Origin of the sequence: Pseudomonas inefficax (assembly GCF_900277125.1) — a bacterium.
In the GTDB taxonomy this organism is placed as follows: Bacteria; Pseudomonadota; Gammaproteobacteria; order Pseudomonadales; family Pseudomonadaceae; genus Aquipseudomonas; species Aquipseudomonas inefficax.
Window position 1 is genome coordinate 272714 of the sequence record NZ_OPYN01000001.1, and the last position, 24430, is coordinate 297143.

At 63.1% G+C, this 24430-nt stretch carries 24 protein-coding genes; 13 read left to right on the forward strand and 11 right to left on the reverse strand.

What is annotated here, in order from left to right; translation table 11 throughout:
- The first annotated feature begins 49 nt into the window (after positions 1 to 49).
- A complete protein-coding gene (locus tag JV551A3_RS01350; RefSeq protein WP_133969832.1) occupies positions 50 to 1582 on the forward strand; it encodes a SulP family inorganic anion transporter in 1533 nt (510 codons plus the stop codon).
- 141 nt (positions 1583 to 1723) lie between these two features.
- On the opposite strand, the gene JV551A3_RS01355 is transcribed toward JV551A3_RS01350, so the two are convergent.
- Complete coding sequence (locus JV551A3_RS01355; RefSeq protein WP_133969833.1) at positions 1724 to 2365, reverse strand: hypothetical protein; 642 nt, start codon at positions 2363 to 2365, stop codon at positions 1724 to 1726.
- 370 nt (positions 2366 to 2735) lie between these two features.
- Here JV551A3_RS01355 and coxB point away from each other — a divergent pair, with 370 nt between their 5' ends.
- From coxB to JV551A3_RS01375, 4 genes are read left to right on the forward strand one after another with little or no spacing between them, the layout of a single operon-like run.
- Entirely contained in the window at positions 2736 to 3863 is a 1128-nt protein-coding gene (coxB, locus tag JV551A3_RS01360) for a cytochrome c oxidase subunit II (protein WP_133969834.1), read from the forward strand.
- A gap of 43 nt (positions 3864 to 3906) precedes the next feature.
- Positions 3907 to 5496: a cytochrome c oxidase subunit I gene (gene ctaD / locus JV551A3_RS01365; RefSeq protein WP_013970300.1), complete on the forward strand. Its 1590-nt coding sequence runs from the start codon at positions 3907 to 3909 to the stop codon at positions 5494 to 5496.
- A gap of 10 nt (positions 5497 to 5506) precedes the next feature.
- Complete coding sequence (locus tag JV551A3_RS01370; protein WP_112251712.1) at positions 5507 to 6073, forward strand: cytochrome c oxidase assembly protein; 567 nt, start codon at positions 5507 to 5509, stop codon at positions 6071 to 6073.
- Positions 6074 to 6089: 16 nt separating this feature from the next.
- Positions 6090 to 6977, forward strand: a complete 888-nt coding sequence (locus JV551A3_RS01375) for a cytochrome c oxidase subunit 3 (protein ID WP_112251713.1) — start codon at positions 6090 to 6092, stop codon at positions 6975 to 6977.
- A 111-nt stretch (positions 6978 to 7088) separates the two neighbouring features.
- On the opposite strand, the gene JV551A3_RS01380 is transcribed toward JV551A3_RS01375, so the two are convergent.
- On the reverse strand, positions 7089 to 7292 hold the full coding sequence (locus tag JV551A3_RS01380; protein ID WP_003258925.1) for a twin transmembrane helix small protein: 204 nt from the start codon (positions 7290 to 7292) through the stop codon (positions 7089 to 7091).
- A 63-nt stretch (positions 7293 to 7355) separates the two neighbouring features.
- Here JV551A3_RS01380 and JV551A3_RS01385 point away from each other — a divergent pair, with 63 nt between their 5' ends.
- From JV551A3_RS01385 to JV551A3_RS01405, 5 genes are read left to right on the forward strand one after another with little or no spacing between them, the layout of a single operon-like run.
- Positions 7356 to 8093 carry an SURF1 family protein gene (locus JV551A3_RS01385; protein WP_133969835.1) on the forward strand — a complete coding sequence of 246 codons (738 nt, stop codon included), beginning with the start codon at positions 7356 to 7358 and terminating at the stop codon, positions 8091 to 8093.
- Positions 8062 to 8643: a hypothetical protein gene (locus JV551A3_RS01390; RefSeq protein ID WP_133969836.1), complete on the forward strand. Its 582-nt coding sequence runs from the start codon at positions 8062 to 8064 to the stop codon at positions 8641 to 8643. Before JV551A3_RS01385 ends, JV551A3_RS01390 begins: the two co-directional genes overlap by 32 nt.
- A gap of 9 nt (positions 8644 to 8652) precedes the next feature.
- Complete coding sequence (locus JV551A3_RS01395; protein WP_015268468.1) at positions 8653 to 9732, forward strand: COX15/CtaA family protein; 1080 nt, start codon at positions 8653 to 8655, stop codon at positions 9730 to 9732.
- Positions 9717 to 10610, forward strand: coding sequence for a heme o synthase (gene cyoE, locus JV551A3_RS01400; protein ID WP_133969837.1), 894 nt, complete (start codon positions 9717 to 9719; stop codon positions 10608 to 10610). Before JV551A3_RS01395 ends, cyoE begins: the two co-directional genes overlap by 16 nt.
- Complete coding sequence (locus JV551A3_RS01405) at positions 10607 to 11239, forward strand: SCO family protein (RefSeq protein WP_133969838.1); 633 nt, start codon at positions 10607 to 10609, stop codon at positions 11237 to 11239. Before cyoE ends, JV551A3_RS01405 begins: the two co-directional genes overlap by 4 nt.
- A gap of 119 nt (positions 11240 to 11358) precedes the next feature.
- Here JV551A3_RS01405 and JV551A3_RS01410 read toward each other — a convergent pair whose 3' ends face one another.
- The 3 genes from JV551A3_RS01410 to JV551A3_RS01420 all read right to left on the reverse strand — a co-directional run bounded on the left by JV551A3_RS01410 (position 11359) and on the right by JV551A3_RS01420 (position 13872).
- The gene (locus tag JV551A3_RS01410) at positions 11359 to 12129 is read right to left on the reverse strand and encodes a MetQ/NlpA family ABC transporter substrate-binding protein (protein WP_133969839.1); all 771 of its coding nucleotides are present in this window, start codon (positions 12127 to 12129) and stop codon (positions 11359 to 11361) included.
- A 64-nt stretch (positions 12130 to 12193) separates the two neighbouring features.
- Positions 12194 to 12865 carry a methionine ABC transporter permease gene (locus JV551A3_RS01415; RefSeq protein WP_085621373.1) on the reverse strand — a complete coding sequence of 224 codons (672 nt, stop codon included), beginning with the start codon at positions 12863 to 12865 and terminating at the stop codon, positions 12194 to 12196.
- Entirely contained in the window at positions 12865 to 13872 is a 1008-nt protein-coding gene (locus tag JV551A3_RS01420) for a methionine ABC transporter ATP-binding protein (RefSeq protein ID WP_133969840.1), read from the reverse strand. The genes JV551A3_RS01415 and JV551A3_RS01420 overlap by 1 nt, the downstream gene beginning before the upstream one ends.
- A gap of 224 nt (positions 13873 to 14096) precedes the next feature.
- Between JV551A3_RS01420 and katE the strand changes: the two genes are divergently transcribed.
- A complete protein-coding gene (katE, locus tag JV551A3_RS01425) occupies positions 14097 to 16232 on the forward strand; it encodes a catalase HPII (protein WP_133969841.1) in 2136 nt (711 codons plus the stop codon).
- Positions 16233 to 16342: 110 nt separating this feature from the next.
- Here katE and JV551A3_RS01430 read toward each other — a convergent pair whose 3' ends face one another.
- From JV551A3_RS01430 to zur, 4 genes are all read right to left on the reverse strand, one after another.
- Positions 16343 to 17050: a PA5502 family lipoprotein gene (locus JV551A3_RS01430; RefSeq protein ID WP_133969842.1), complete on the reverse strand. Its 708-nt coding sequence runs from the start codon at positions 17048 to 17050 to the stop codon at positions 16343 to 16345.
- Positions 17051 to 17177: 127 nt separating this feature from the next.
- Positions 17178 to 17960 carry a zinc ABC transporter permease subunit ZnuB gene (gene znuB / locus JV551A3_RS01435; protein WP_112251722.1) on the reverse strand — a complete coding sequence of 261 codons (783 nt, stop codon included), beginning with the start codon at positions 17958 to 17960 and terminating at the stop codon, positions 17178 to 17180.
- Positions 17953 to 18729 carry a zinc ABC transporter ATP-binding protein ZnuC gene (gene znuC / locus JV551A3_RS01440; protein WP_133969843.1) on the reverse strand — a complete coding sequence of 259 codons (777 nt, stop codon included), beginning with the start codon at positions 18727 to 18729 and terminating at the stop codon, positions 17953 to 17955. Before znuC ends, znuB begins: the two co-directional genes overlap by 8 nt.
- A complete protein-coding gene (zur, locus tag JV551A3_RS01445) occupies positions 18726 to 19211 on the reverse strand; it encodes a zinc uptake transcriptional repressor Zur (protein ID WP_112251724.1) in 486 nt (161 codons plus the stop codon). Before zur ends, znuC begins: the two co-directional genes overlap by 4 nt.
- Before the next feature lie 18 nt (positions 19212 to 19229).
- Here zur and JV551A3_RS01450 point away from each other — a divergent pair, with 18 nt between their 5' ends.
- The gene (locus JV551A3_RS01450) at positions 19230 to 20186 is read left to right on the forward strand and encodes a zinc ABC transporter substrate-binding protein (protein WP_133969844.1); all 957 of its coding nucleotides are present in this window, start codon (positions 19230 to 19232) and stop codon (positions 20184 to 20186) included.
- Between the two features lie 111 nt (positions 20187 to 20297).
- On the opposite strand, the gene JV551A3_RS01455 is transcribed toward JV551A3_RS01450, so the two are convergent.
- Both JV551A3_RS01455 and JV551A3_RS01460 read right to left on the reverse strand, forming a co-directional pair.
- Positions 20298 to 21248, reverse strand: coding sequence for a homoserine kinase (locus JV551A3_RS01455; RefSeq protein ID WP_112251726.1), 951 nt, complete (start codon positions 21246 to 21248; stop codon positions 20298 to 20300).
- A gap of 69 nt (positions 21249 to 21317) precedes the next feature.
- Positions 21318 to 21605 (reverse strand): DUF2782 domain-containing protein, encoded by a 288-nt coding sequence (locus JV551A3_RS01460; RefSeq protein WP_013970316.1) that lies wholly within the window; start codon positions 21603 to 21605, stop codon positions 21318 to 21320.
- Positions 21606 to 21680: 75 nt separating this feature from the next.
- On the opposite strand from JV551A3_RS01460, the gene polA reads away from it, so the two are divergent.
- Positions 21681 to 24428 (forward strand): DNA polymerase I, encoded by a 2748-nt coding sequence (gene polA, locus JV551A3_RS01465; protein ID WP_133969845.1) that lies wholly within the window; start codon positions 21681 to 21683, stop codon positions 24426 to 24428.
- The last annotated feature ends 2 nt before the right edge of the window (positions 24429 to 24430 follow it).

The window sequence follows — 24430 nt, forward strand, 5'->3', positions numbered from 1 at the left end:
GTGCCCACGGCCAGAGGAATGGCTGTGTGACAAAGAAAGGAGAAACACGGTGAACATTACACAGTTGAAAGCGGCCCTGCCGCGTGAGTTGCTGGCGTCGGTGGTGGTCTTCCTGGTGGCCCTGCCGTTGTGCATGGGCATTGCGATCGCCTCGGGCATGCCGCCGGCCAAAGGCCTGGTTACCGGCATAATCGGCGGTATTGTCGTAGGTTTCCTTGCCGGTTCGCCGCTGCAGGTCAGTGGCCCGGCCGCCGGCCTGGCAGTATTGGTGTTCGAGCTGGTACGCCAGCATGGTATAGCCATGCTCGGGCCGATCCTGCTGCTGGCCGGCTTGCTGCAGTTGCTGGCCGGGCGCTTGCGCCTGGGCTGCTGGTTCCGGGTTACCGCTCCGGCGGTGGTGTACGGCATGCTGGCGGGGATTGGCGTGCTGATCGTGCTGTCGCAGGTGCATGTGATGTTCGACACCGCGCCGCAGCCATCCGGCATGCAGAATCTGCTGGAGTTCCCGGCGACCGTGGCGGCGGCCCTGCCGCAGGAAAGCGCTGGCTCCGGTTGGATGGCCGGTGCGCTGGGCCTGGGCACCATCGCCATCATGTGGGGCTGGGAACGCCTGCGGCCGCAGCGGCTGCGCTTCGTCCCGGGTGCCCTGCTGGGCGTGTCGGCCATGACGGCCATCAGCATGTGGCTGGTCTTGCCGGTGAACCGCGTACAGGTGCCGGCCGACCTGTCCGAGGCCATCGACTGGATCCGCCCTGGTGACCTGATGCAACTGGCCGACCCTACCCTGTTGGTCGCCGCTTTTGCCCTGGCCTTCATCGCCAGCGCCGAAACCTTGTTGTCGGCTGCAGCGGTTGACCGCATGCACAGCGGCCAGCGCTCGGACTTCGACCGTGAGCTGTCAGCCCAGGGCATCGGCAACATGCTGTGTGGGGTGCTCGGCGCGTTGCCGATGACCGGGGTAATCGTGCGTAGCTCGGCCAACGTGCAGGCGGGTGCGCAGACCCGGGCTTCGGCGATCTTCCATGGCCTGTGGCTGCTGGCGTTCGTGGTGGCGCTGAGCAGCGTGCTGCAGCAGATCCCGGTGGCGAGCCTGGCGGGTGTGCTGGTATTCACCGGGGTCAAGCTGGTGGATTTCAAGGCGTTTCGTGGGCTGGGCCGCTATGGCCGCATGCCGATGTTCACCTACGCGGCGACGGCGCTGGCGATCATCTTTACCGACCTGCTTACTGGCGTGCTGCTGGGTTTTGCCCTGACCTTGCTGAAGCTGGCACTGAAGGCGGCGCGGTTGAAGATCAACCTGGTCAGCCTGGAGAAGGCTGGGCACATGGAGCTGCGGTTGAGTGGCGCGGCCACTTTCCTCAAAGTGCCGGCGCTGACCCAGGTGCTGGATAGCGTGCCGGCGGGGACCACGCTGCATGTGCCGCTGGGTAACCTGAGCTATATCGACCACTCGTGCCTCGAGCTGCTTGAGGACTGGGGGCGCAGCAATTCGGCCAATGGCTCGCGGTTGCTGATAGAGCAGCGGCGTTTGAAGCGGCGGATCGAAGGGCGGATGCGGACTACGGCGGGGGTTGGGGCCTGAAGCTGAAAACCTGTAGCGCCTGAACTGGCCTCTTCGCGGGTAAACCCGCTCCCACAGGTACTGCGCAGGCTTTGAACCCTGTGCAGTACCTGTGGGAGCGGGTTTACCCGCGAAGAGGCCGGAACAGTTTATACAAATGAATCAGGCCGGCTGGCCCAGCTCCACGCCCAGCTGCCGCGACAAACAAGGCCAACGCTTCCAGGCCGCGCCCGTTTCCGGGCTGCTCAATTTCTCGCGGTAAGCCTCTACCGACTCCACCGCGAAGCTTTCGTCATTCAACATTTCATCCACCGAGTGGTGCACCACTTCATCCAGCTGGTTGGCAAACTCCTCGCCGATCAACTGGTGGGCAATCAGGTTGGCGACGGTGGTGTCGACCGGGATCAACGGCTGCTGGAAGTGACGGATGTACAGGTCGTTCACCTCTTCCACCAGGCGGTGCGCCAGGTAGGCCTCATCCAGCAGGCAGTCCAGGCCCACATGCCCTTGCATCACGCTGGGCGGCTGCAGGAAGTAGGCTTCGGCGATTTTCAGTACAGGTTTGATCTGCGATTCGATCCCGGCCTCGCGGGCGACCTCGTGGGCGGCCTCCAGCAGTTCCGGAACCTGGTCGATGTAGGCGCTGACGAAGCGCGCCAAAGTACCCTGGGCGTCCTGCTCAGGCAGTTGGATCGAGGGGTGCAGGTGGGGCAGTTGCAGCTCGAGACGCTCTTTCAATTGGCCGGTCTGGCCTTCGTGTTGATGGGCTTGGCTTACCTGCTCGCGTACAGCAGCGATGTTCATGACAACTCCAGGGACATTACGTTTCAAACGGAAGACACTAAATTAGCTCGGTATACAGAATACCTAAGACGTATTTGTTATAAGTCGCCCGAACGTGTGCATGCTCAGGCATATCGAAATGCCATTATCGCGCCATGCAGTGTCAAACGCGCGGTTTTCAGGCCGTTCAGCCATTTCAATGAAGTTCATTTCACGGCCTTCGTTGCGTGCCGTTGGTCGCTGTCTATACTCCCGGTGAACGTGATTCGTTGATGAGGCCCGACTGCTTTTAGCAGGGGCTCGGTCGTCGAAGCCAGGCAGTCTTGACCACCGTTCCCTCTTGCCGCAGGCCACGCCTCCGGGACTACAAGAACGAGAAGGGGAACCCGCAATGATGCGACATCCACATGTCTGGATGGGACTCCTGTTGTGGTCGGTTTTTGGTCAGGCCAACGCCGCCTGGACCGTGAACATGCACCCAGGGGCGACGGAAGTCTCCAACGCCGTCTTCGACCTGCACATGACCATCTTCTGGATCTGCGTGATCATCGGCGTGGTTGTCTTTGGCGCGATGTTCTGGTCCATGGTCATCCACCGCCGTTCCACCGGCCAGCAGGCTGCGCATTTCCACGAGCACACCTGGGTGGAAATCCTCTGGACCGTGGTCCCCTTCCTGATCCTGGTGGCCATGGCCATTCCGGCCACCAAGACCCTGATCGACATCTATGATGCCAGCGAGTCGGACATCGACATCCAGGTTACCGGCTACCAGTGGAAGTGGCACTACAAATACCTTGGCCAGGATGTCGAGTTCTTCAGCAACCTGGCCACCCCCACAGAGCAGATCCACAACAAGGCACCCAAGGACGAGCACTACCTGCTCGAAGTCGACCAACCGCTGGTGCTGCCGGTGGGCGCCAAGGTGCGCTTCCTGGTGACCGCTGCCGATGTCATCCACTCCTGGTGGGTGCCGGCCTTCGCGGTCAAGCGTGATGCCATCCCCGGCTTCGTCAACGAAGCCTGGACCCGTATCGAGAAACCAGGCATCTACCGCGGCCAGTGCACCGAGCTGTGCGGCAAGGATCACGGCTTCATGCCGGTGGTGGTCGAGGTCAAGTCCAAGGCCGACTACGACACCTGGCTGGGCGAGCGCAAGGCCGAAGCTGCCAAGCTCAAGGAGCTGACCAGCAAGGAATGGACCCTGGAGGAACTGGTGGAACGTGGTGACAAGGTCTACCACACCACTTGCGTGGCCTGTCACCAGGCCGAGGGCCAGGGCCTGCCGCCGATGTTCCCGGCGCTCAAGGGTTCGAAGATCGCCACAGGGCCGAAGGAAGCCCACCTGGGCATCGTCTTCCACGGCAAGCCCGGTACTGCCATGGCCGCGTTCGGCAAGCAGCTCTCGGAAGTCGACATCGCCGCCGTGGTCACCTACGAGCGCAACGCCTGGGGCAACAACAAGGGTGACATGGTCACGCCGAAGGACGTGCTGGCGCTGAAGCAGGCAGAAGCGCAATGAACCGGGTTACTCGCGGCAATCAATGGATTGCAGGAGGCAGGACATGAGTGCAGTGATCGACGACCACGCCCACGGGCATGACCACGCGCACGGCCCGGCCAAGGGCCTGATGCGCTGGGTCCTGACCACCAACCACAAGGACATCGGCACGATGTACCTGTGGTTCAGCTTCATCATGTTCCTGCTTGGCGGCTCGTTCGCCATGGTGATCCGCGCGGAGCTATTCCAGCCAGGCCTGCAGATCGTCCAGCCAGAGTTCTTCAACCAGATGACCACCATGCACGGCCTGATCATGGTGTTCGGTGCGGTGATGCCAGCCTTCGTCGGCCTCGCCAACTGGATGATCCCGCTGATGATTGGCGCGCCCGACATGGCCCTGCCGCGGATGAACAACTTCAGCTTCTGGCTGCTGCCGGCGGCTTTCCTGTTGCTGGTCTCGACCCTGTTCAGCCCGGGCGGCGGGCCCAACTTTGGCTGGACCTTCTACGCTCCGCTGTCCACCACCTACGCACCGGCCAGTGTCACCTTCTTCATCTTCGCCATCCACCTGATGGGTATCAGCTCGATCATGGGCGCGATCAACGTGATCGCCACCATCCTCAACCTGCGCGCCCCGGGCATGACCCTGATGAAGATGCCACTGTTCGTCTGGACCTGGCTGATTACCGCGTTCCTGCTGATTGCGGTGATGCCGGTGCTGGCCGGCGTGGTGACCATGATGCTGATGGACATCCATTTCGGCACCAGCTTCTTCAGTGCTGCCGGCGGCGGTGACCCGGTGCTGTTCCAGCACGTGTTCTGGTTCTTCGGCCACCCCGAGGTATACATCATGATCCTGCCGGCCTTTGGCGCGGTCAGCTCGATCATCCCGGCGTTCTCGCGCAAGCCGCTGTTCGGCTACACCTCCATGGTTTACGCCACCGGCGCCATCGCCTTCCTGTCGTTCATCGTCTGGGCCCACCACATGTTCGTGGTCGGTATCCCGGTGGTCGGCGAACTGTTCTTCATGTACGCCACCATGCTGATCGCCGTGCCTACCGGGGTGAAGGTGTTCAACTGGGTCAGCACCATGTGGGAAGGCTCGCTGACCTTCGAGACGCCGATGCTGTTCGCCATCGCCTTCGTCATCCTGTTCACCATCGGCGGTTTCAGCGGGCTGATGCTTGCCATCGCACCGGCAGACTTCCAGTACCACGACACCTATTTCGTGGTGGCGCACTTCCACTATGTGCTGGTGCCTGGGGCTATCTTCGGCATCTTCGCCTCGGCCTACTACTGGCTGCCGAAATGGACCGGCCACATGTACGACGAAACCCTTGGCAAGCTGCACTTCTGGCTATCGTTCATCGGCATGAACATGGCCTTCTTCCCCATGCACTTCGTGGGGTTGGCCGGCATGCCACGGCGAATTCCCGACTACAACCTGCAATTCGCCGACTTCAACATGGTGTCGTCGATCGGCGCGTTCATGTTCGGCGCCACGCAGATCTTCTTCCTGTTCATTGTCATCAAGTGCATCCGCGGCGGTGCGCCGGCACCGGCCAAGCCATGGGATGGCGCCGAGGGCCTGGAGTGGTCGATCCCTTCGCCTGCGCCGTATCACACCTTCCAGACGCCACCGGAAGTGAAATAGGAACCGTGCCATGAATGGCCTTTCGCTGAAACGCCTGGTGTTGCGCCTGTTGATGCTGACGGTGGTGATGTTCGCCTTCGGCTTCGCCCTGGTGCCTATCTATGACGTGATGTGCAAGGCCTTCGGCATCAACGGCAAGACCGGTGGGCAGTATGAAGGCAGCCAGGTCAGCGACACGACGCGTTCGGTGCGGGTGCAGTTCATGTCGACCAATGCCAGCGACATGGTCTGGGACTTCTACTCCACCGCAGACCAGCTGGAGGTCAACCCGGGAGCGGTGAACCAGATGATCTTCATTGCCCACAACCCGACCGATCGGCCGATGAGTGCGCAAGCCATTCCCAGCATCACCCCGGCCGAGGCCGCGGCGTACTTCCACAAGACCGAGTGCTTCTGCTTCACCCAGCAGGTGCTGCAGCCCGGTGAACGCATCGAGATGCCGGTGCGCTTCATCGTCGACCGCGACCTGCCGGCCAGCGTGAAGCACCTGACACTGGCCTACACCTTGTTCGACATCACCGCTCGCCACCCGCCGGTCGCGCATGTCGCGGCCCAGGACGTTCAGGGCGCCCGTTAAGGGAAGGAGAACAGCAATGGCAAGTCATGAGCACTACTACGTTCCGGCGCAGAGCAAGTGGCCGATCATCGCCACCATCGGCATGTTCATCACGGTGTTCGGCCTGGGCACCTGGTTCAACGACATGAAGGCTGGCCACCCCGACTCGCACGGGCCGCTGATTTTCTTCATTGGCGCGTTGTTCCTGGCCTACATGCTGTTCGGCTGGTTCGGTTCGGTGGTGCGGGAAAGCCGCGCGGGGCTGTACAGCCCGCAGCTGGACCGCTCGTTCCGCTGGGGCATGAGCTGGTTCATCTTTTCCGAGGTGATGTTCTTCCTGGCGTTTTTCGGTGCGCTGTTCTACGTGCGCGTGCTGGCCGGGCCGTGGCTGGGCGGTGATGGGGCCAAGGGTGTTGCGCACATGTTGTGGCCGACCTTCGAATTCACCTGGCCGCTGCTGCACACGCCCGACCCGAAACTGTTCCCGCCACCCAAGGAAGTGATCGACCCGTGGCACCTGCCGCTGATCAACACCATCTTGCTGGTCAGCTCCAGCGTGACCATCACCATCGCCCACCATGCCCTGCGCCGTGACCACCGTGGCCCGCTGAAATTCTGGATGGCGCTGACCATCGTCCTGGGCGCCAGCTTCATCGCGTTGCAGGCCTACGAGTACCACGAGGCCTATACCAAGCTGGGGCTGACGCTGGGGTCGGGGATCTATGGCGCGACGTTCTTCATGCTCACCGGCTTCCACGGCGCCCACGTGACCTTGGGCACGATCATCCTGATCGTGATGTTCGTGCGCATCTTGCGCGGGCATTTCAACCCGGAGAAACACTTTGGTTTCGAGGCGGCCAGTTGGTACTGGCACTTCGTCGATGTGGTGTGGGTGGGGTTGTTCATCTTTGTCTATGTGCTTTAGGGCCAATCGCCGGCAAGCCAGCTCCCACAGGATCACACAGGGCCTGAGACATATGGTGATCCCTGTGGGAGCTGGCTTGCCGGCGATGAGGCCATCAAAACAAGTGCAGTTTTAGAAGGGGGCATGCGACACCAGCTGACCGCTTATGAAGCCCCAGGCCACCAAACCGATGGTAAGCGCCGCCAGGGTCACCCGCACGGTCAGTGCTTTCAGCAAACGGGTCGAGTTTTCATCGTCCTTGACCAGAAACACCAGGCCACTGAACAGGCTGGCAATCGTGGCCAACAGCATCAGGACAATCGCGGCCTTGAGCATGGCGATACTCCGGGGGGATGCGGTGATGTGGATAAGTATAGCGATCGGCCCGGCGAGGCTCCGATGAGGCCGTTTCGTCCGGGCTGGGTACCAACCCTGGTGGTGCTTGCGCTGCTGCCGGGGCTGATCGCGCTCGGCTGCTGGCAACTCGGCCGTGCCGAGGAAAAACGCGTGCTGCTGGCCGCGTATGCCGAACGACGGGTCGAAGCGCCAGTGGCCACGGCCCAACTGACGGCGAACCAGGACAATGCCTTCCGCCGCGTGCATCTCTATGGCCGCTTCGACGCCGAGCACAGCCTGCTGCTGGACAACCGCATGCGCGATGGCCAGGCCGGCGTCGAGCTGCTGCAACCCTTCCATGATCAGGCCAGCGGCGTGTGGCTGCTGGTCAACCGCGGCTGGCTGCCCTGGCCGGACCGCCGCATGCCGGTGCAATTCGATACCCCTGCCCAGGCGTTGGCGCTGGACGCTTCGGTGTATGTCGCGCCTGGCAGCACCTTTCAGCTGCATCCCGACCCTGCAGGCGGCCAGTGGCCGCACCTGCTGACCGCCGTGGATGCCACGCAGCTGTGGCAGCAGCTCGATCGCGAAGGCTTCGCCCACGAATTGCGCCTGGAACCCGGCCCGGCGACCTATCGCCTGGACTGGCCGGTCGTTGCGATGGGCCCGGAAAAACACCTGGGTTACGCCGTGCAATGGTTTGCCCTGGCAACCACTTTGGTACTGCTCTACCTCTACTTCGGCTGGCACCACAACAAGGAGAAACGCCATGGCCACCGCCACTCCACTGGAAGTGCCTGAACGTAGCAAACCCAGAGCCCGCGGGCGTTTGCAGCTGCTGCTGATTCTACTGGTGGTGCTCGGGCCGATGGTTCTGGCCACCAGCATGTACAAGCTCAAGTTCTGGGTGCCGGATGGCCGCAGCTACCACGGCGTGATGATCGGCAACGGCGAGAGCCTTTCCGATCTCGGCGTGGCGGGCCAGAACGAGCGCTGGCAGCTTCTGGTGAGCACACCCACAGCCTGTGCCGAGGATTGCCAGCGGCTGGTGTACCTGGCCCGGCAGATCCAGGTCGGCCTGGGCCGTGATGCCAGCCGTGCCAGCCATGCCCTGGCGGCCGCCCAGCCGGCAAGTGCCGACTACCAGGCGTTGCTCAGTCGCGAATACCCACAGTTGCAGCACTACCCGCTGGATGCGCAACGCTACCTGCAAAAGGTCGGCGAGGCCGGCCCGCAGCTGTGGATCGTCGACCCACACGGCAACCTGGTGCTGCGCTACGACGCCAAGGTCGACGGCAAGCATGTGCTGGACGACCTGCGCCACCTGCTCAAGCTGTCCAACATCGGCTAGGAGCCTGTCATGGCCAGACCCGGATTCCGCCTTGCTGTGTTTGCCACCCTGCTGGCACTGCTGGTCGTCCTGCTCGGTGCCTATACCCGCCTGACCCACGCCGGCCTCGGCTGCCCGGACTGGCCGGGTTGCTACGGCTTCATCAGCGTGCCCAAGAGCGAAGCGCAGCTGGCTCATGCCGAGCTGCATTTTCCCGAACACCCGGTGGAAGCCGCCAAAGGTTGGGCCGAGATGGTCCACCGCTACTTCGCCGGTACCCTGGCAATGGTGATCGCCCTGCTCGCCTTGCAGGCGCTGCGCCGGCATGCCCGTGATGGCCAGCCTTATCGCCTGCCCCTGCTGTTGCTGGGCGTGGTGCTGGCCCAGGCAGCCTTCGGCATGTGGACGGTCACCCTCAAGCTGTGGCCGCAGGTGGTCACCGCGCATCTACTCGGTGGCTTCACTACCCTGAGCTTGTTGTTCCTGTTGTCCCTGCGTCTGTCCCGGGCCTTTGCGCCCTTGCCAAAGCTACCATTGAGCCTGCGCCGGATCGCCGCGCTGGCCTTGCTGGTGGTGATCGGCCAGATCGCCCTGGGCGGCTGGGTCAGTGCCAACTACGCGGCCGTCGCCTGCATCGACCTGCCCACCTGCCACGGCCAGTGGTGGCCGGCGGCGGACTTCAGCAATGGCTTCCACCTGACCCAGCACGTCGGACCCAACTATCTGGGCGGGCAGCTGGACAGTGATGCGCGCACGGCCATCCACATCAGCCACCGCCTGGGCGCATTGCTGGTGACCTGTGTGCTGCTGATGCTCAGCTGGAAGCTGCACCGTTGTGGCCTCCCTGGCCTGGCGCGGCTGGTGCTGCTGGCGCTGGTGGTGCAAGTTGGCCTGGGCATCAGCAATGTGCTGCTGCACCTGCCGCTGGCCGTGGCCGTGGCGCACAACGCCGGTGGTGCGCTGTTGCTGCTGAGCATGGTGCTTGTGAACTACCGCATCCGCGTGGTCGACAAGGTTCGCGTGGGCGTTGGCCATGGCTGGCGCCTGCGGCCCGTGGCAGGCGTGGGCATCTCCCACCACATGAGGAATGATTCGTGGCGACGCTTCTGAGCGCACAGAGGGCATGTTGGCGTGATTACCTGGAGCTGACCAAACCCAAGGTGGTGGTGCTCATGCTGATCACCTCGCTGGCGGGCATGTTCCTTGCCACCCGTGCGGGTGTCAGCTGGAGCGTGCTGCTGTTCGGCAACCTGGGCATCGGTTTGTGTGCAGGCGGCGCGGCGGTGGTCAACCATGTGGTGGACCGACGCATCGACGCGTTGATGGCGCGTACCCACAAGCGCCCGCTGGCCCAGGGCCGGGTCGGGCCGCTGCCTGCGTTGCTGTTCGCCCTGGTGCTGGCGCTGCTGGGCATGGCCCTGCTGCTGGTGTTCACAAACCCCCTCACCGCCTGGCTGACGCTGGCTTCCCTGCTCGGCTATGCGGTGCTCTACACCGGCTTTCTCAAGCGTGCCACACCGCAGAACATCGTCATCGGTGGCTTGGCTGGTGCCGCCCCGCCATTGCTGGGCTGGGTGGCGGTCAGTGGGCATGTCAGCGCCGAGCCCCTGCTGCTGGTGCTGATCATCTTCGCCTGGACCCCACCCCACTTCTGGGCCCTGGCCATCCACCGCAAGGAGGAATACGCCAAGGCCGATATCCCGATGCTGCCGGTGACCCACGGCGAGCGCTACACCAAGCTGCATATCCTGCTGTACACCTTGGTATTGCTGGCGGTAAGCCTGCTGCCCTATGCCATCCACATGAGCGGCCTGCTGTACCTGGCCTGCGCCCTGGTGCTGGGCCTGCGCTTCCTGCAATGGGCCTGGGTGTTGTACCGTGGCAGCCGGCCGCACGCGGCGATCGGTACCTTCAAGTACTCTATCGGCTACCTGTTCGCGCTGTTCATCGCGCTACTTCTCGACCATTACCTGTTGCTGAACCTATGACCCGAACTCAGAAAACCGTCTTCATCCTCGTTGCCCTGGTCGCGTTGATCCTGGGCCTGACCGTCAACAAGGTGCTCAATGGCCGCGACCAGCCGAACCCCGCCGAGCTGATTGATGCCGGCATCATCCTGCTGCCGCAGAGCCGTACCGTGGCCGATGTGACCATGACCAACCAGGAAGGCCAGCCGGTGCAACTGGATGACCTGAAGGGCAAATGGTCGCTACTGTTCTTCGGCTACACCTACTGCCCGGACATCTGCCCGACCACCCTGGCCCAGCTGCGCCAGGTGAAGAGCGAGCTGCCCAAGGAAGCCGTCGACCGGCTGCAGGTGGTGCTGGTGAGCGTGGATCCGAACCGCGACACGCCGAACCAGCTGAAGCAGTACCTGGGTTATTTCGACAAAGATTTCGTCGGGTTGGCGGGGTCGATCGAGGATACCCAGAAACTGGCCAATGCCTTGAGCATTCCGTTCATTCCGGCCGATACCAGCAAGCCGGGGTATACCGTGGATCACAGCGGCAACCTGGCGGTTGTGGGACCGGATGGGCGTCAGCGCGGGTTCATTCGGGCGCCGTTCAATAACCAGAAGCTGGTGGCGCAGTTGCCGGGGCTTGTGAAGCGGGATTGAGTTAGCCCCAAAAGCTTCGCGGGTAAACCCGCTCCCACAGGGATAGCGCCAGGCTCACGGCCTACGCTGTACCTGTGGGAGCGGGTTTACCCGCGAAGAACCCAGCGCGATTATTCGGCTTAGAACGCCGGAACCACAGCGCCTTTGTACTTCTCGTTGATGAACTGCTTCACCTCAGGCGAGTGCAGCGCAGCAGCCAGCTTTTTCATGGCATCCGAGTCCTTGTTGTCCGGGCGGGCAACCAGGATGTTCACGTAAGGCGAGTCGCTGCCTTCGATGGCCAGGGCGTCTTTCTCTGGGTTCAGCTTGGCTTCCAGCGCGTAGTTGGTGTTGATCAGGGCAGCATCGACCTGAGTCAGCACGCGCGGGATAGTGGCTGCTTCCAGCTCACGGAACTTCAGGCTTTTCGGGTTCTCGGCAACATCCTTCACGGTGGACAGGATGTTCTTGTTGTCCTTCAGCTTGATCACCCCGGCCTTGTCCAGCAGCAGCAGCGCGCGGCCGCCGTTGGTGGCGTCGTTGGGAATGACCACGGTGGCACCGGAGGACAGCTCGTCCAGCTTCTTAACCTTGGCCGAGTAAACGCCCAGCGGTTCGATGTGCACGCCGGCAACACTCACCAGGTTGGTGCCCTTGGCCTTGTTGAACTCATCCAGGTAAGGCTGGTGCTGGAAGAAGTTGGCGTCCAGGCGCTTTTCGGCAACCTGCACGTTCGGCTGGATGTAGTCGGTGAATTCCTTGACCTTCAGCTCTACGCCCTCTTTCGCCAGTGCAGGTTTGACGAAGTTGAGGATTTCGGCGTGCGGCACCGGGGTAGCGGCGACGGTCAGGGACTCGGCGTGGGCCGAGAAGGCCGCGACAGCGGCGACAACAGCAAGCAGCTTCTTCATTGATCACTCCTTGTGAGGGCCGCGACGGCCCCCGAACGGGTCGGACGGGCCGACCCCATTGGGGTTACTTACGGGAAAAATGCACGACCAGTTTGTCGCCCACGCTTTGCAGGACTTGAACCAGTACCAGCAACAGCACCACTGTGACGACCATCACATCGGTCTGGAAACGCTGGTAGCCGAAGCGAATGGCCAGGTCGCCCAGGCCGCCAGCACCGACCACACCGGCCATGGCGGTGTACGACACCAGGGTGATGGCGGTCACGGTAATGGCGGCGAAGATGCCCGGGCGGGCCTCTGGCAGCAGTGCGCTGGTGATGATCTGGCGCGTGGTGGCGCCCATCGACTGGGTGGCCTCGATGATGCCGCGGTCCACTTCACGCAAGGCGGTTTCCACCAGGCGCGCGAAGAACGGCGTGGCACCCACCACCAGCGGCGGAATGGCGCCGGCTACGCCCAGCGAAGTGCCGGTGATCAGCACGGTGATCGGAATCATCACGATCAGCAGGATGATGAACGGCAGCGAGCGCAGAATGTTGACGATCAGCGACAGCAGCGCATACACACCCTTCTGCTCGAACATCTGCTTCGGCCCGCAGAGGAACAGCAGCACGCCCAGCGGCAAACCGAGCAGCACGGTGAAGAACAGCGAGCCGAACAGCATGATCATGGTATCGACGCTGGCCAGCCAGATTTCGGCCCAGTCGACGTTGGCAAAGAAACTCAGGGCGTCCATCAACGCAGTACCTCCATATGTACGTCAGCTGCCTTGAAGCGGGCGAACGCCGCTTCCATGTCACCGCCGATCAGGGCGAGGGTGAGCTGGCCATAGGGGACATCCTTGATGCGGTCGATACGCCCGGCAAGGATGCTGTAGTCCACGCCGGTTTCGCGGGCAACGGTGCCCAGCAGTGGCGCGTAGGTGGCGTCGCCCTGGAAGGTCAGGCGCACGATACGGCCTGGCACATGGGCGAAGTCGTCACGCTGCTCGCCTTCGTCGACCTGCTCGTCTTCCTGGACGAAGCGCTTGGTGGTGGGGTGCTGCGGGTGCAGGAACACCTCGGCCACCGAGCCCTGCTCGACGATCTGGCCGGCGTCCATCACTGCCACGCGGTCGCAGACCCGGCGGATCACATCCATTTCGTGGGTGATCAGGACGATGGTCAGCTTCAGCTCACGGTTGATTTCGGCCAGCAACTGCAAGACCGAGGCGGTGGTTTGCGGGTCGAGGGCGCTGGTGGCCTCGTCGCACAGCAGGATCTTCGGGTTGGTGGACAGTGCTCGGGCGATGCCGACGCGCTGCTTCTGGCCACCGGACAGCTGCGCCGGGTACTTTTTGGCATGGTCGGAAAGGCCGACGCGGGCCAGGAGCTCGGTCACACGCTTGTCGATTTCGCTGCGCGACAACTCGCCGGCCAGGGTCAGTGGCAGGGCGACGTTGTCGGCGACGGTCTTGGAGGCCAGCAGGTTGAAGTGCTGGAAAATCATCCCGACCTGCTGGCGGAAACCGCGCAGCTGGCTGGCATTGAACGCGGTTACGTCTTCGCCATCGACGATGATCTTGCCGCCGGAAGGCTCTTCCAGGCGGTTGATCAGGCGCAGCATGGTGCTCTTGCCGGCGCCGGAATGGCCTATCAGGCCGAACACCTGGCCATCTTCGATGATCAGGCTGGTCGGATTCAGTGCGGGGATTTCCCTACCGGCGACGCGGTAGGTCTTGTGTACCTGTTGGAACTCGATCACGTAGCGAACCTTGTGGGGCGCATGGAATTTGGGGTCAGCGGTTGGCTGGGGTCGCGTATTTTAGCCTTTTCCCTTAGCTGTTCTTAGCATTTATTTCGTATTCCACCAATCCATCGGGCATATCGCGACAACCGGTAAAGTGAATTGAACGCAACGAAGCCGCCTCCGGTCACTACTTGAACATGCCCCCAAGGGCAGCCTGAAGACTGATGAGGAGAGCCCAGATGCCCAGCAAGAAGCCGGATTCGCCGAAACAGAGCCAGCTCGCCGGTACCGACACCCCTGATCGGGCGAATACCAACGCCAAGATTCAAAGCCTGGAAAGCGTACGCAGCGATGCCACCGGCCAGGCACTACGCACCAATCAGGGCGTGCGCATCGCCGATAATCAGAACACCTTGAAGGCGGGCGATCGGGGGCCCTCGCTGCTCGAAGACTTCATCATGCGCGAGAAGATCACGCACTTCGACCACGAGCGTATTCCCGAGCGCATCGTGCATGCCCGCGGGACGGGCGCGCATGGCTACTTCCAGAGCTACGGCAACCACGCCGAGCTGACCAAGGCAGGCTTCCTGCAGGACCCGGAAAAAGTCACGCCCGTTTTCGTGCGGTTTTCCACGGTACAGGGCCCGCGCGGCTCTGCCGACACCGTGCGTGACGTGAGGGGTTTTGCGGTCAAGTTCTACACCGACGAAGGCAACTTCGACCTGGTGGGCAACAACATGCCGGTGTTCTTCATTCAGGATGCGATCAAGTTCCCGGATTTCGTCCACGCCGTAAAGCCGGAGCCGCACAACGAGATCCCGACCGGCGCCTCGGCCCATGACACCTTCTGGGATTTCGTCTCGCTGGTACCGGAGTCGGCTCATATGGTGATGTGGGCGATGTCGGACCGTGCGATCCCGCGCAGCTTGCGGATGATGGAAGGGTTCGGGGTGCATACCTTCCGCCTGATCAACGCCCAGGGCGTAGCCAGTTTCGTCAAATTCCACTGGAAACCACGCCAGGGTGTGCACTCCCTGCTATGGGACGAAGCGCAGAAACTGGCAGGCAAGGACCCTGACTTCCAACGTCGCGACTTGTGGGAGGCTATCGAGACCGGCGATTACCCGGAGTGGGAACTGGGCGTGCAGATCGTGCCGGAAGCCGACGAGCACAAATTCGATTTCGACCTGCTGGACCCGACCAAGATAATCCCGGAAGAGCTGGTGCCGGTTACACCTTTGGGCAAGATGGTCCTGAATCGCAACCCGGACAACTTCTTTGCCGAAGTGGAACAGGTGGCGTTCTGCCCGGGCCATATCGTGCCTGGTATCGATTTTACCAACGACCCTTTGCTGCAGGGCCGGCTGTTCTCCTACACCGACACGCAGCTTAGCCGCCTGGGCGGGCCAAACTTCCACCAGATCCCGGTCAACCGCCCCGTCGCGCCCAACCACAACAACCAGCGCGACGCCCTGCATCAGCATGTGGTGCACAGGGGCCGTGCATCCTACGAGCCCAATTCCATCGACGGCGGCTGGCCGAAGGAAACGCCACCTGCCGCGCAGGACGGCGGCTTCGAGAGTTACCAGGAGCGAATCGATGCAAACAAGATTCGCCAGCGCAGCGAGTCGTTCGGCGACCACTTCTCGCAAGCGCGGTTGTTCTTCCAGAGCATGAGCCCGACCGAGCAGCAGCACATTATCAAGGCTTACAGCTTTGAATTGGGCAAGGTGGAGCGGGAGACGATCCGCGCTCGGGAAGTGAATGAAATTCTCGCCAACATCGACCTGAAGCTGGCGGCTGCGGTGGCTGCCAACCTGGGCTTGCCAGCGCCGAGCGCGGGCACGGTGCAAGTGAAGGGTAGCCAGCTTGCGCAGTCGCCTGCCCTGAGCCAGATGAACCACCCTGGTTCGGTGGGCATCAAGGGGCGCAAGATTGCCGTGCTGGTGGCCGATGGCGTGGACGCTGCCAGCGCGGACAAGCTGGTCAAAGCCTTGGAGGCGCATAGTGCTCGGCCGATGCTGCTGGGGCCGACTTCGGCGCCGGTAAAGACGGCGGATGGCAAGCAACTGCCGGTAGATGCGTCCATGGAGGGGATGCCATCGATCATGTTCGACGGGGTTGTCGTGCCGGGGGGCAAGGCTTCGATCGATGCTCTGGCGGCCAGCGGGTTGGCCAAGCATTTCCTGCTGGAGGGCTACAAGCACCTGAAAGCGATGGTGTTGACCAAAGAGCTTTTGGGCAGCTTGGGGCTGAAAGAAGACAAGGGGTTGCTGCTGGGAGATGAGCAGAAGACCGTGGATGCCTTCGTCAAAGCGGTAGAGGGGCATCGGGTGTGGGAGCGGGAGGCGGCTGCGGAGGCTGTGCCGGCCTGAGGGGCTGCTTTGCAGCCCATCGCGACACAAGGCCGCTCCTACAGGAGATCGCATTTCCCTTGTAGGAGCGGCCTTGTGTCGCGAAAGGGGCGCGCAGCGCCCCCAGATTCTTAACGCTGATGCGGAACCAGAACCACCTGCGCCGGCAGCGACCGCTGGATTTCATGCTTCTGCTTCAGCTCGAACCCGCTGTCGATCTTGCGCACGCGCTTCTCCAGCAAGGTCTTCAGCCAAGGCGCATCCTCGGTGCGCGGCACCTGGAACACAACATCGCATTGATAGCTCACCACATCGGCGGCAATGTCATCCAGCTGGCGCCGCATGGCGCGGCTGTCGGTGGTCTTCAAGGCCACGACGGTGCTCGGTGCAGCCGGGTCGATGATGCGCGCCTTGGGCTTGGCCTCGGCCGCTTTCAACGCCGCTTCAGTTTTTTCCAGCTCGGCCTTGCGCGCCTGGGTCACGGCGTCGCCACCAGTCACCGCCGGGGCCTGTGGCATCAGCGCGCGGGCACGGGCCAGGGCGGTTGCAGCAGCGTTCACATCACCCTTTTGCAGGAAGATCTGGCTGCGTTGCAGGTAGGCTTCGGCAAGCTGGCGCTGGTATTGCTCCAGGCGCGCGTCATCCGGCGCCTGGGCCTGCAGGGCTGCCAGCTGGTCTTCAGCGGTGGCCAGCTCGTTGCTGGCGATGTTTTGTTGCAACTGCTGCCAGGCATCGGCTTGGGCAGGTGCGGTGGCCTGTTCGACCGGCGCGTTGGAACACGCAGCCAGGAACAGGGAAAACGCGGCAACAAGCAGATAACGGGAGGCGAACGGCTTCATTCCTGCGACTCTCTATTTGCGCAAAAAGCGAGCAAGTCTACACCCAGGTGCGCACGCTCGAAAACAAGTCTTACAGACCCTTTACGTGCGAAAAGGTTGCAGGGCGCGCCTTCACGCGCCCTGTTTTTCAGCGTTTCGGCAGGGCCAGGCTCAGCAAGAATAGCACCGCCGCGCAGACCACGATCGACGGGCCGGCGGGGGTGTCTTTGAACCAGGACATGGCCAGGCCGCCGCATACCGCGGTCACGCCGAGCAGGCTGGCGCCTAGGGCCATCTGCTCGGGAGAGCGGGCGTGACGTTGCGCCGCAGCGGCAGGAATGATCAGCAGGGAGGTGATCAGCAGCACGCCGACGATCTTCATGGCAACGGCAATTACCACCGCGATCAGCAGCATCAGCGCCATGCGCAGCCCGGCCACCGGCAGGCCTTCGACCATTGCCAGCTCTTCGTGCACGGTGACTGCCAGCAACGGCCGCCACAACGCAGCGAGCAGTAGCAACACCAGCACGCTGCCGCCAATTATCCAGGCCAGGTCGGTGGTGCTGATGGCCAGCAGGTCGCCGAACAGATAGGCCATCAGGTCTATGCGCACATCGTGCATGAAGCTCAACACCACCAGGCCCAGCGACAAGGTACTGGGTGCGAGGATGCCGAGCAGGGTGTCAGAGGCCAGCGGTTGGCGTTGCTGCAGGGTCACCAGCAAGATAGCCAGTAACAGGCAGCCTACGGTTACCGCCAGCGCCGGGCTGACGTCCAGGGCAAAGCCCAGCGCAACGCCGAGCAGGGCAGCGTGGGACAGGGTGTCGCCAAAATAGGCCATGCGCCGCCACACCACGAAGGAACCCAGTGGGCCGGCCACCAGCGCCAGGGACAAGCCGGCAAGCAAGGCGTAGAGAAGAAAATCAGCCATGCTTGCAGTGCGCTCCGTGAACATGGGTGCCAGGGGCGACCACCGAACCGTGCAGGTCGTGACTGTGGTCGTGATGGTGGTGGTAGATGGCCAGGCTGGGGGCGGCGGTCTGGCCGAACAGCTCAACGAATGCCGGGTCACCGCTGACCTGCTCGGGGTGGCCCGAACAGCACACGTGGCGGTTCAGGCACACCACCTGGTCGGTTGCACTCATCACCAGGTGCAGGTCGTGGGAAACCATCAGCACGCCGCAACCGTGGCGGTCGCGCAGGCGGGTAATGAGGTTGTACAGCTCGGTCTGGCCGACCACGTCTACGCCCTGCACCGGCTCGTCGAGCACCAGCAACTGGGGTTCGCGCAGCAGGGCCCGGGCCAGCAGCACGCGCTGCATCTCGCCGCCGGAAATGGTCTGGATCGGGCTGTCGATGACCTGCTCGGCGCCCACCTCCTGCAACGCCGACAAGGCTGCCGCGCGGTCTACACCGGGCACCAGGCGCAAGAAGCGCAGCACCGACAGCGGCAGCGTGGCATCTACCTGGATTTTTTGCGGCATGTAGCCAATGCGCAGTTTCGGCTTGCGCCATACCCTGCCGCGGTGCGGCTTGAGCAGGCCGAGCACGGCGCGCACCAGGGTAGTCTTGCCCGCGCCGTTCGGGCCGATCAGGGTAACGATCTGGCCGGGTGCGACCGATAGGTCGATGCTGTCGAGCACCGCCTCGCCACCGAAGGTGACGCCGACCTGCTCCAGGCGGATCAGTGCGTCGCTCATGCCGCGCTCCGGCAGTTGCTGCACAGGCCGACCACTTCCACGGTCTGGGTCTCGACCGTGAAGCCCACGCCCTTGGCGCTGCTGATGATGGCCTCGCTGATACTGTCCTGTTCCAGCTCGATGGCCACATGGCAGGCCCGGCAGATCAGGAACTGCCCTTGATGCACGTGCTCGGGGTGGCTACAGCCGATGAAGGCGTTGAGCGAGGCGATGCGGTGCACCAGGCCGTTTTCCAGCAGGAAGTCCAGTGCCCGATACACCGTCGGTGGTGCAGCGCGGCGGCCGTCCTGCTCGCTGAGTACGGCGAGGATGTCGTAGGCACCCAGCGGCTTGTGGCTTTGCCACACCAGTTCCAGCACACGGCGGCGCAGTGCGGTCAGGCGCAGGCCCTGGCGGGTGCACAAGGCATCGGCTTCAGCCAGGGCGCTGTGTACGCAATGGGAATGGTCGTGAGGACGGTTTGCCAGCGGCGTGATGGACATGGGCAGCGACGGTTCTGGATGGAGACGTTATTATGTTACCTGTTTCTGACGACTCGAGTATTCACCGTGTCCCGATTCCTAGTCCTTTTTGTCGCTTTCATCGCATTTTCCGCCCAGGCTGACGTGCGTGTGCTGACCAGTATCAAACCCCTGCAGCAGATTGCCGCCGCCGTCCAGGATGGTGTCGGCAATCCAGAGGTATTGCTGCCGCCGGGTGCTTCGCCGCACCACTACGCGCTGCGCCCGTCCGACGTGCGGCGGGTGGCGGACGCCGACCTGCTGTACTGGATCGGCCCGGACATGGAGAACTTTCTGCCACGGTTGCTGAGCAATCGCAGCAAGCCCACGGTGGCCGTGCAGTCGCTGCCGGGCATGAAGCTGCGCCATTTTGGCGAGGACAGCCAGTCCCATGAAGAGGAAGACCACGACGACCATGACCACGACCACCGCCCAGGCAGCCTGGATGCTCATTTGTGGCTATCGTCGGTCAACGCGCGGGTGATTGCAGCGAAAATGGCCGCTGACCTGGCGCAGGTCGACCCAACGAATGCGGCACGCTACCAAAGCAATCTCAAGGCCTTCGACGAACGCCTGGACGCACTGGATGGACGGATCAAGGCGCGGGTGGCTGGGATTGCCGGCAAGCCGTACTTCGTGTTCCACGAAGCGTTCGATTATTTCGAGGCCGAGTATGGCCTGAAGCACACCGGGGTGTTCACCGTGGCAGCCGAAGTGCAGCCCGGCGCGCAGCATGTGGCGGCCATGCGCAAGCGCCTGCAGGAAGTGGGCAAGACCTGTGTGTTCAGCGAGCCGCCATTGCGGCCGCGCCTGGCCGAGACCTTGACTGCCGGCTTGCCGGTGCGTCTGGCCGAGCTGGATGCGCTGGGCGGCAATGACCCGGTGGATGGCAAGGGCTATGAGCGCCTGCTGGAGAAACTGGGTGGCGATCTGGTTGGGTGCCTGGAACAGTTGTAAGCCTGTGCCGGCCTCTTCGCGGGTGAACCCGCTCCCACAAGGACAGCACAAATCTCAAGCCTGTCACCATACCTGTGGGAGCGGGTTTACCCGCGAAGAAGCAAACGCGGTCTAGAGAGCAAACGGCAGGTGCAAGGCCACCTGCTGACGCTGCGCCAAACGCACTTCGAACTCGCTCGGGTCGTGGATCATCACATCCATCCCGGCAAACGACTCCGCTGCAATCAGGCGCGACAGCCAGAAGCGCACGCAGCCTACCCGCAACATCTCCGGCCACAGCTCGGCTTCGGCTGCGGTGAACGGCCTCAGCGCCGCATAGGCCGCCAGCAGCGCCTGGGCGCGTGGCACATCGATCGCGCCGTGTTCATCCAGGCACCAGTCGTTCACGGTGATTGCGATGTCATACAGCATCGGCCCGGAACAGGCGTTGTAGAAGTCGATCACACCGGTCAGGTGTGTGCCTTCGAACATCACGTTGTCGCGGAACAGGTCGGCGTGCAGGTTGGCCCGTGGCAGTGCCAGGATCTGAGCCTTGTGCGCGCTGATTTCGTCCAGCGCCGGCTGCAGCAGCGCGGCTTGCTCGGCGCTGAGGCGCGGCAGCAACTCGGCACCCGAGGCCAGCATCCAGTCCAGGCCGCGGTCGGTGCGGCGCTCGATGATGTGCTCGCGGGTGGCCAGGTGAATATGCGCCAGCAGCTCGCCGACCTGGGCGCAGTGCTGGGCGTTCGGTGCCTTGATGTGCTTGCCCGACAGCCGTGGCTGCAGCAGCGCCGGCTTGCCGCACAGCTCGCGCAGGCCGTTGCCGTCGCGGTCACGAATCGCATAGGGCACCGGCATGTCGGCCGCGTGCAGGGTGTCCAGCAGCTCGATGAAGAACGGCATGTCCTCGCTGGGCCCGCGCTCGATAAGCGTCAGGACGAACTCCCCCTGTTCGAGGCTGACGAAGAAATTGCTGTTTTCGGTGCCGGCGGCGATGCCCTGGAAGTCGAGCAGACGGCCCAGCGCGTACGGTGCCAGAAAGGTTTCCAGCTCAGGCCGGGTCACGGGGGTGAAGACTGACATGATGAAGAATTGCCCATACGGGCACTTCCGCCGGGAAGTGCCGGGTTGATGTGAACGGTGCGCGTCAGATTACCACTCGAAGATCTTCCAGGACGGAATCAGCATGTCCGGCTGGTCGGATCGAATGAAATTGCCATCAGAGCCATCGGCGCGTACCAGGAAATAAGGCTTGCCGTTTTTCGGCGTGATCTTGATCGCATACAGGAACCCGTTCTGCCGGTACTCCTGGATGGTTTTGTCGCCTTCCGTGCGAATGGTCACCTCGGGATCGGCCGAGGGGGCGTCGTCCGCCGCCAGGGTGACGACAGGCATGGTTGCCAACAGACCGAGCAGTAACAGGCGATTGAGTGTACGCATGATAACCTTGTCCCTTTGTCGTCAATGATTCTGGCTATTCTAGCGCCGGACCCGTCGAAAAGGTTGATTCTGCTCATGAGCCAAGCGCCCCTCGTCCTGGTGGACGGTTCCTCCTACCTGTACCGCGCCTTTCACGCGCTGCCGCCGCTGACCACCTCCAAGGGCATGCCGACCGGCGCGGTGAAGGGGGTGCTGAACATGCTCAAGAGCCTGCGCAAGCAATACCCCGACAGCTTGTTTGCGGTGGTGTTCGACGCCAAGGGCGGTACCTTCCGCGATGCCATGTTCGCCGAATACAAGGCCAACCGCCCCAGCATGCCGGACGACCTGCGGGTACAGATCGAGCCGCTGCATGCCAGCGTCAAGGCGCTGGGCTACCCGCTGCTGTGCGTGGAAGGGGTCGAGGCCGACGATGTGATCGGCACCCTGGCGCGCAGCAGCGCCGCGCTGGGCCGCCCGGTGATCATCTCGACCGGTGACAAGGACATGGCGCAGCTGGTGGACGGGCACATTACCTTGGTCAACACCATGACCGGAAGCGTGCTGGACGTGGCTGGCGTGCACGAGAAATTTGGCGTCGGCCCGGAACATATCATCGACTTCCTGGCGCTGATGGGCGACAAGGTCGACAACATCCCCGGTGTGCCGGGCGTGGGCGAAAAAACCGCGGTGGGCCTGCTGACCGGCATCGGCGGCGGCCTCAGCGATTTGTACGCCAACCTGGACAAGGTCCCGGCGCTGGCCATTCGCGGCGCCAAGACCCTGCCGGCCAAGCTGGAAGAGCACCGCGACGCCGCGTTCCTGTCTTATGAGCTGGCTACCATCAAGGTCGATGTGCCCCTGGATATCGAAGTAGATGCCCTGGTGTGCGGCGAGCCGGACCGTGAAGCGTTGCTGGCGCTGTACACCGAGATGGAGTTCAAGAGCTGGGTCGCCGAGGTGCAGCGTGAGGCGGCCAAGGCCGGTGACGACATCGCGCCGATCGTGGAGCAAGCGGCCAAGGCCGAGCCCAGGTACGAAACCATCCTCGACCAAGCCCGTCTCGACTTCTGGCTGGAGAAGCTGCGTCAGGCGCCACTGTTCGCCTTCGACACCGAAACCACCAGCCTGGACGCCCAGCAGGCGCAGCTGGTTGGCGTGTCGTTCGCTGTCGAGCCGCATGAAGCGGCCTATGTGCCGCTGGCCCATGACTATGAGGGGGCGCCGGTTCAGCTGGACCGCGCCGCCGTGCTGCTTGCGCTGAAGCCGCTGCTGGAAGACCCGGCCAAGGCCAAGGTCGGGCAGAACGCCAAGTACGATATCAACATCCTCGCCAACGGCTCACCCGCCATCGAAATGCGCGGCGTGGCCTACGACACCATGCTCGAGTCGTACGTGCTGAACTCTACCGCCACCCGTCACGACATGGACAGCCTGGCGCAGAAGTACCTCGACCACACCACCATCGCCTTCGAGGACATCGCCGGCAAGGGCGCCAAGCAGCTGACCTTCAACCAGATCCACCTGGACAAGGCCGGCCCCTACGCCGCCGAAGACGCCGACATCACCCTGCGCCTGCATCACGCGCTGCAGGCACGGCTGGCGCAGACGCCGAGCGTGCAGCCGGTACTGATGGACATCGAGATGCCGCTGGTGCCGGTGCTGGCCAGGATCGAGCGCCAGGGTGCGCTGGTCGATGCCGCGCTGCTGCAGGTGCAGAGCGGTGAGCTGGGCGTGAAGATGGCCGAACTGGAGCAGCGCGCCTATGAGCTGGCCGGTGAGGAATTCAACCTCGGTTCGCCCAAGCAGCTGGGTGCGATTCTCTACGACAAGCTGGGCATGCCGGTGCTGAGCAAGACCACCAAGGGCCAGCCATCCACGGCGGAAGCAGTGCTCGATGAACTGGCCGAGCAAGGCTACCCGCTGCCTGAGGTACTGATGCAGTACCGCAGCCTGAGCAAGCTCAAGAGCACCTACACCGACAAGCTGCCGGGGCAGATCAACCCGCGCACCGGGCGTATCCACACCTCCTACCAGCAGGCGGTGGCGGCCACCGGCCGGCTTTCTTCCAGCGACCCTAACCTGCAGAACATCCCGATCCGTACCGCCGAAGGCCGGCGCATCCGCCAGGCCTTCGTCGCCAGCCCGGGCTACAAGCTGTTGGCGGCGGACTACTCGCAGATCGAGTTGCGCATCATGGCCCACCTGGCCAAGGACGAAGGCTTGCTGCATGCCTTCCGCAACGACCTGGACGTGCACCGCGCCACGGCGGCGGAGGTATTCGGGGTAGCTCTGGAAGACGTCACCACCGACCAGCGTCGCAGTGCCAAGGCCATCAACTTCGGCCTGATCTACGGCATGAGCGCCTTCGGCCTGGCCAAGCAGATCGGCGTCGACCGCAAGCAGTCGCAGGATTACATCGACCGCTACTTCGCCCGTTACCCGGGCGTGCTGGCCTACATGGAGCGCACCCGTGCCCAGGCTGCGGAGCAAGGCTTTGTCGAAACCTTGTTCGGCCGCCGCTTGTACCTGCCTGACATCAATGCCAAGAACCCGGCTCTGCGCAAAGGCGCCGAACGCACGGCGATCAACGCCCCCATGCAGGGCACTGCGGCCGACATCATCAAGCGGGCCATGGTCAATGTGGATAACTGGCTGCGCGAGAGCGGGCTGGATGCCCGGGTGATCCTGCAGGTACACGACGAACTGGTACTTGAAGTGCGCGAGGACCTGGTCGAGCAGGTAAAGGATGAAATTCGTCAGCACATGAGCAAGGCCGCGCAACTGGATGTGCCGCTGCTGGTCGAGGCAGGAATTGGTGCGAATTGGGACGAAGCTCACTGATC

Bases quoted from the DNA above. Each gene is read 5' to 3' on its own strand.
- JV551A3_RS01355 (WP_133969833.1), bottom strand. From the start codon at position 2,365: ATGAACATCGCTGCTGTACGCGAGCAGGTAAGCCAAGCCCATCAACAC.
- coxB (WP_133969834.1), top strand. From the start codon at position 2,736: ATGATGCGACATCCACATGTCTGGATGGGACTCCTGTTGTGGTCGGTT.
- ctaD (WP_013970300.1), top strand. From the start codon at position 3,907: ATGAGTGCAGTGATCGACGACCACGCCCACGGGCATGACCACGCGCAC.
- JV551A3_RS01370 (WP_112251712.1), top strand. From the start codon at position 5,507: ATGAATGGCCTTTCGCTGAAACGCCTGGTGTTGCGCCTGTTGATGCTG.
- JV551A3_RS01375 (WP_112251713.1), top strand. From the start codon at position 6,090: ATGGCAAGTCATGAGCACTACTACGTTCCGGCGCAGAGCAAGTGGCCG.
- JV551A3_RS01380 (WP_003258925.1), bottom strand. From the start codon at position 7,292: ATGCTCAAGGCCGCGATTGTCCTGATGCTGTTGGCCACGATTGCCAGC.
- JV551A3_RS01385 (WP_133969835.1), top strand. From the start codon at position 7,356: ATGAGGCCGTTTCGTCCGGGCTGGGTACCAACCCTGGTGGTGCTTGCG.
- JV551A3_RS01390 (WP_133969836.1), top strand. From the start codon at position 8,062: ATGGCCACCGCCACTCCACTGGAAGTGCCTGAACGTAGCAAACCCAGA.
- JV551A3_RS01395 (WP_015268468.1), top strand. From the start codon at position 8,653: ATGGCCAGACCCGGATTCCGCCTTGCTGTGTTTGCCACCCTGCTGGCA.
- JV551A3_RS01405 (WP_133969838.1), top strand. From the start codon at position 10,607: ATGACCCGAACTCAGAAAACCGTCTTCATCCTCGTTGCCCTGGTCGCG.
- JV551A3_RS01410 (WP_133969839.1), bottom strand. From the start codon at position 12,129: ATGAAGAAGCTGCTTGCTGTTGTCGCCGCTGTCGCGGCCTTCTCGGCC.
- JV551A3_RS01415 (WP_085621373.1), bottom strand. From the start codon at position 12,865: ATGGACGCCCTGAGTTTCTTTGCCAACGTCGACTGGGCCGAAATCTGG.
- katE (WP_133969841.1), top strand. From the start codon at position 14,097: ATGCCCAGCAAGAAGCCGGATTCGCCGAAACAGAGCCAGCTCGCCGGT.
- JV551A3_RS01430 (WP_133969842.1), bottom strand. From the start codon at position 17,050: ATGAAGCCGTTCGCCTCCCGTTATCTGCTTGTTGCCGCGTTTTCCCTG.
- znuB (WP_112251722.1), bottom strand. From the start codon at position 17,960: ATGGCTGATTTTCTTCTCTACGCCTTGCTTGCCGGCTTGTCCCTGGCG.
- znuC (WP_133969843.1), bottom strand. From the start codon at position 18,729: ATGAGCGACGCACTGATCCGCCTGGAGCAGGTCGGCGTCACCTTCGGT.
- zur (WP_112251724.1), bottom strand. From the start codon at position 19,211: ATGTCCATCACGCCGCTGGCAAACCGTCCTCACGACCATTCCCATTGC.
- JV551A3_RS01450 (WP_133969844.1), top strand. From the start codon at position 19,230: ATGGAGACGTTATTATGTTACCTGTTTCTGACGACTCGAGTATTCACC.
- JV551A3_RS01455 (WP_112251726.1), bottom strand. From the start codon at position 21,248: ATGTCAGTCTTCACCCCCGTGACCCGGCCTGAGCTGGAAACCTTTCTG.
- JV551A3_RS01460 (WP_013970316.1), bottom strand. From the start codon at position 21,605: ATGCGTACACTCAATCGCCTGTTACTGCTCGGTCTGTTGGCAACCATG.
- polA (WP_133969845.1), top strand. From the start codon at position 21,681: ATGAGCCAAGCGCCCCTCGTCCTGGTGGACGGTTCCTCCTACCTGTAC.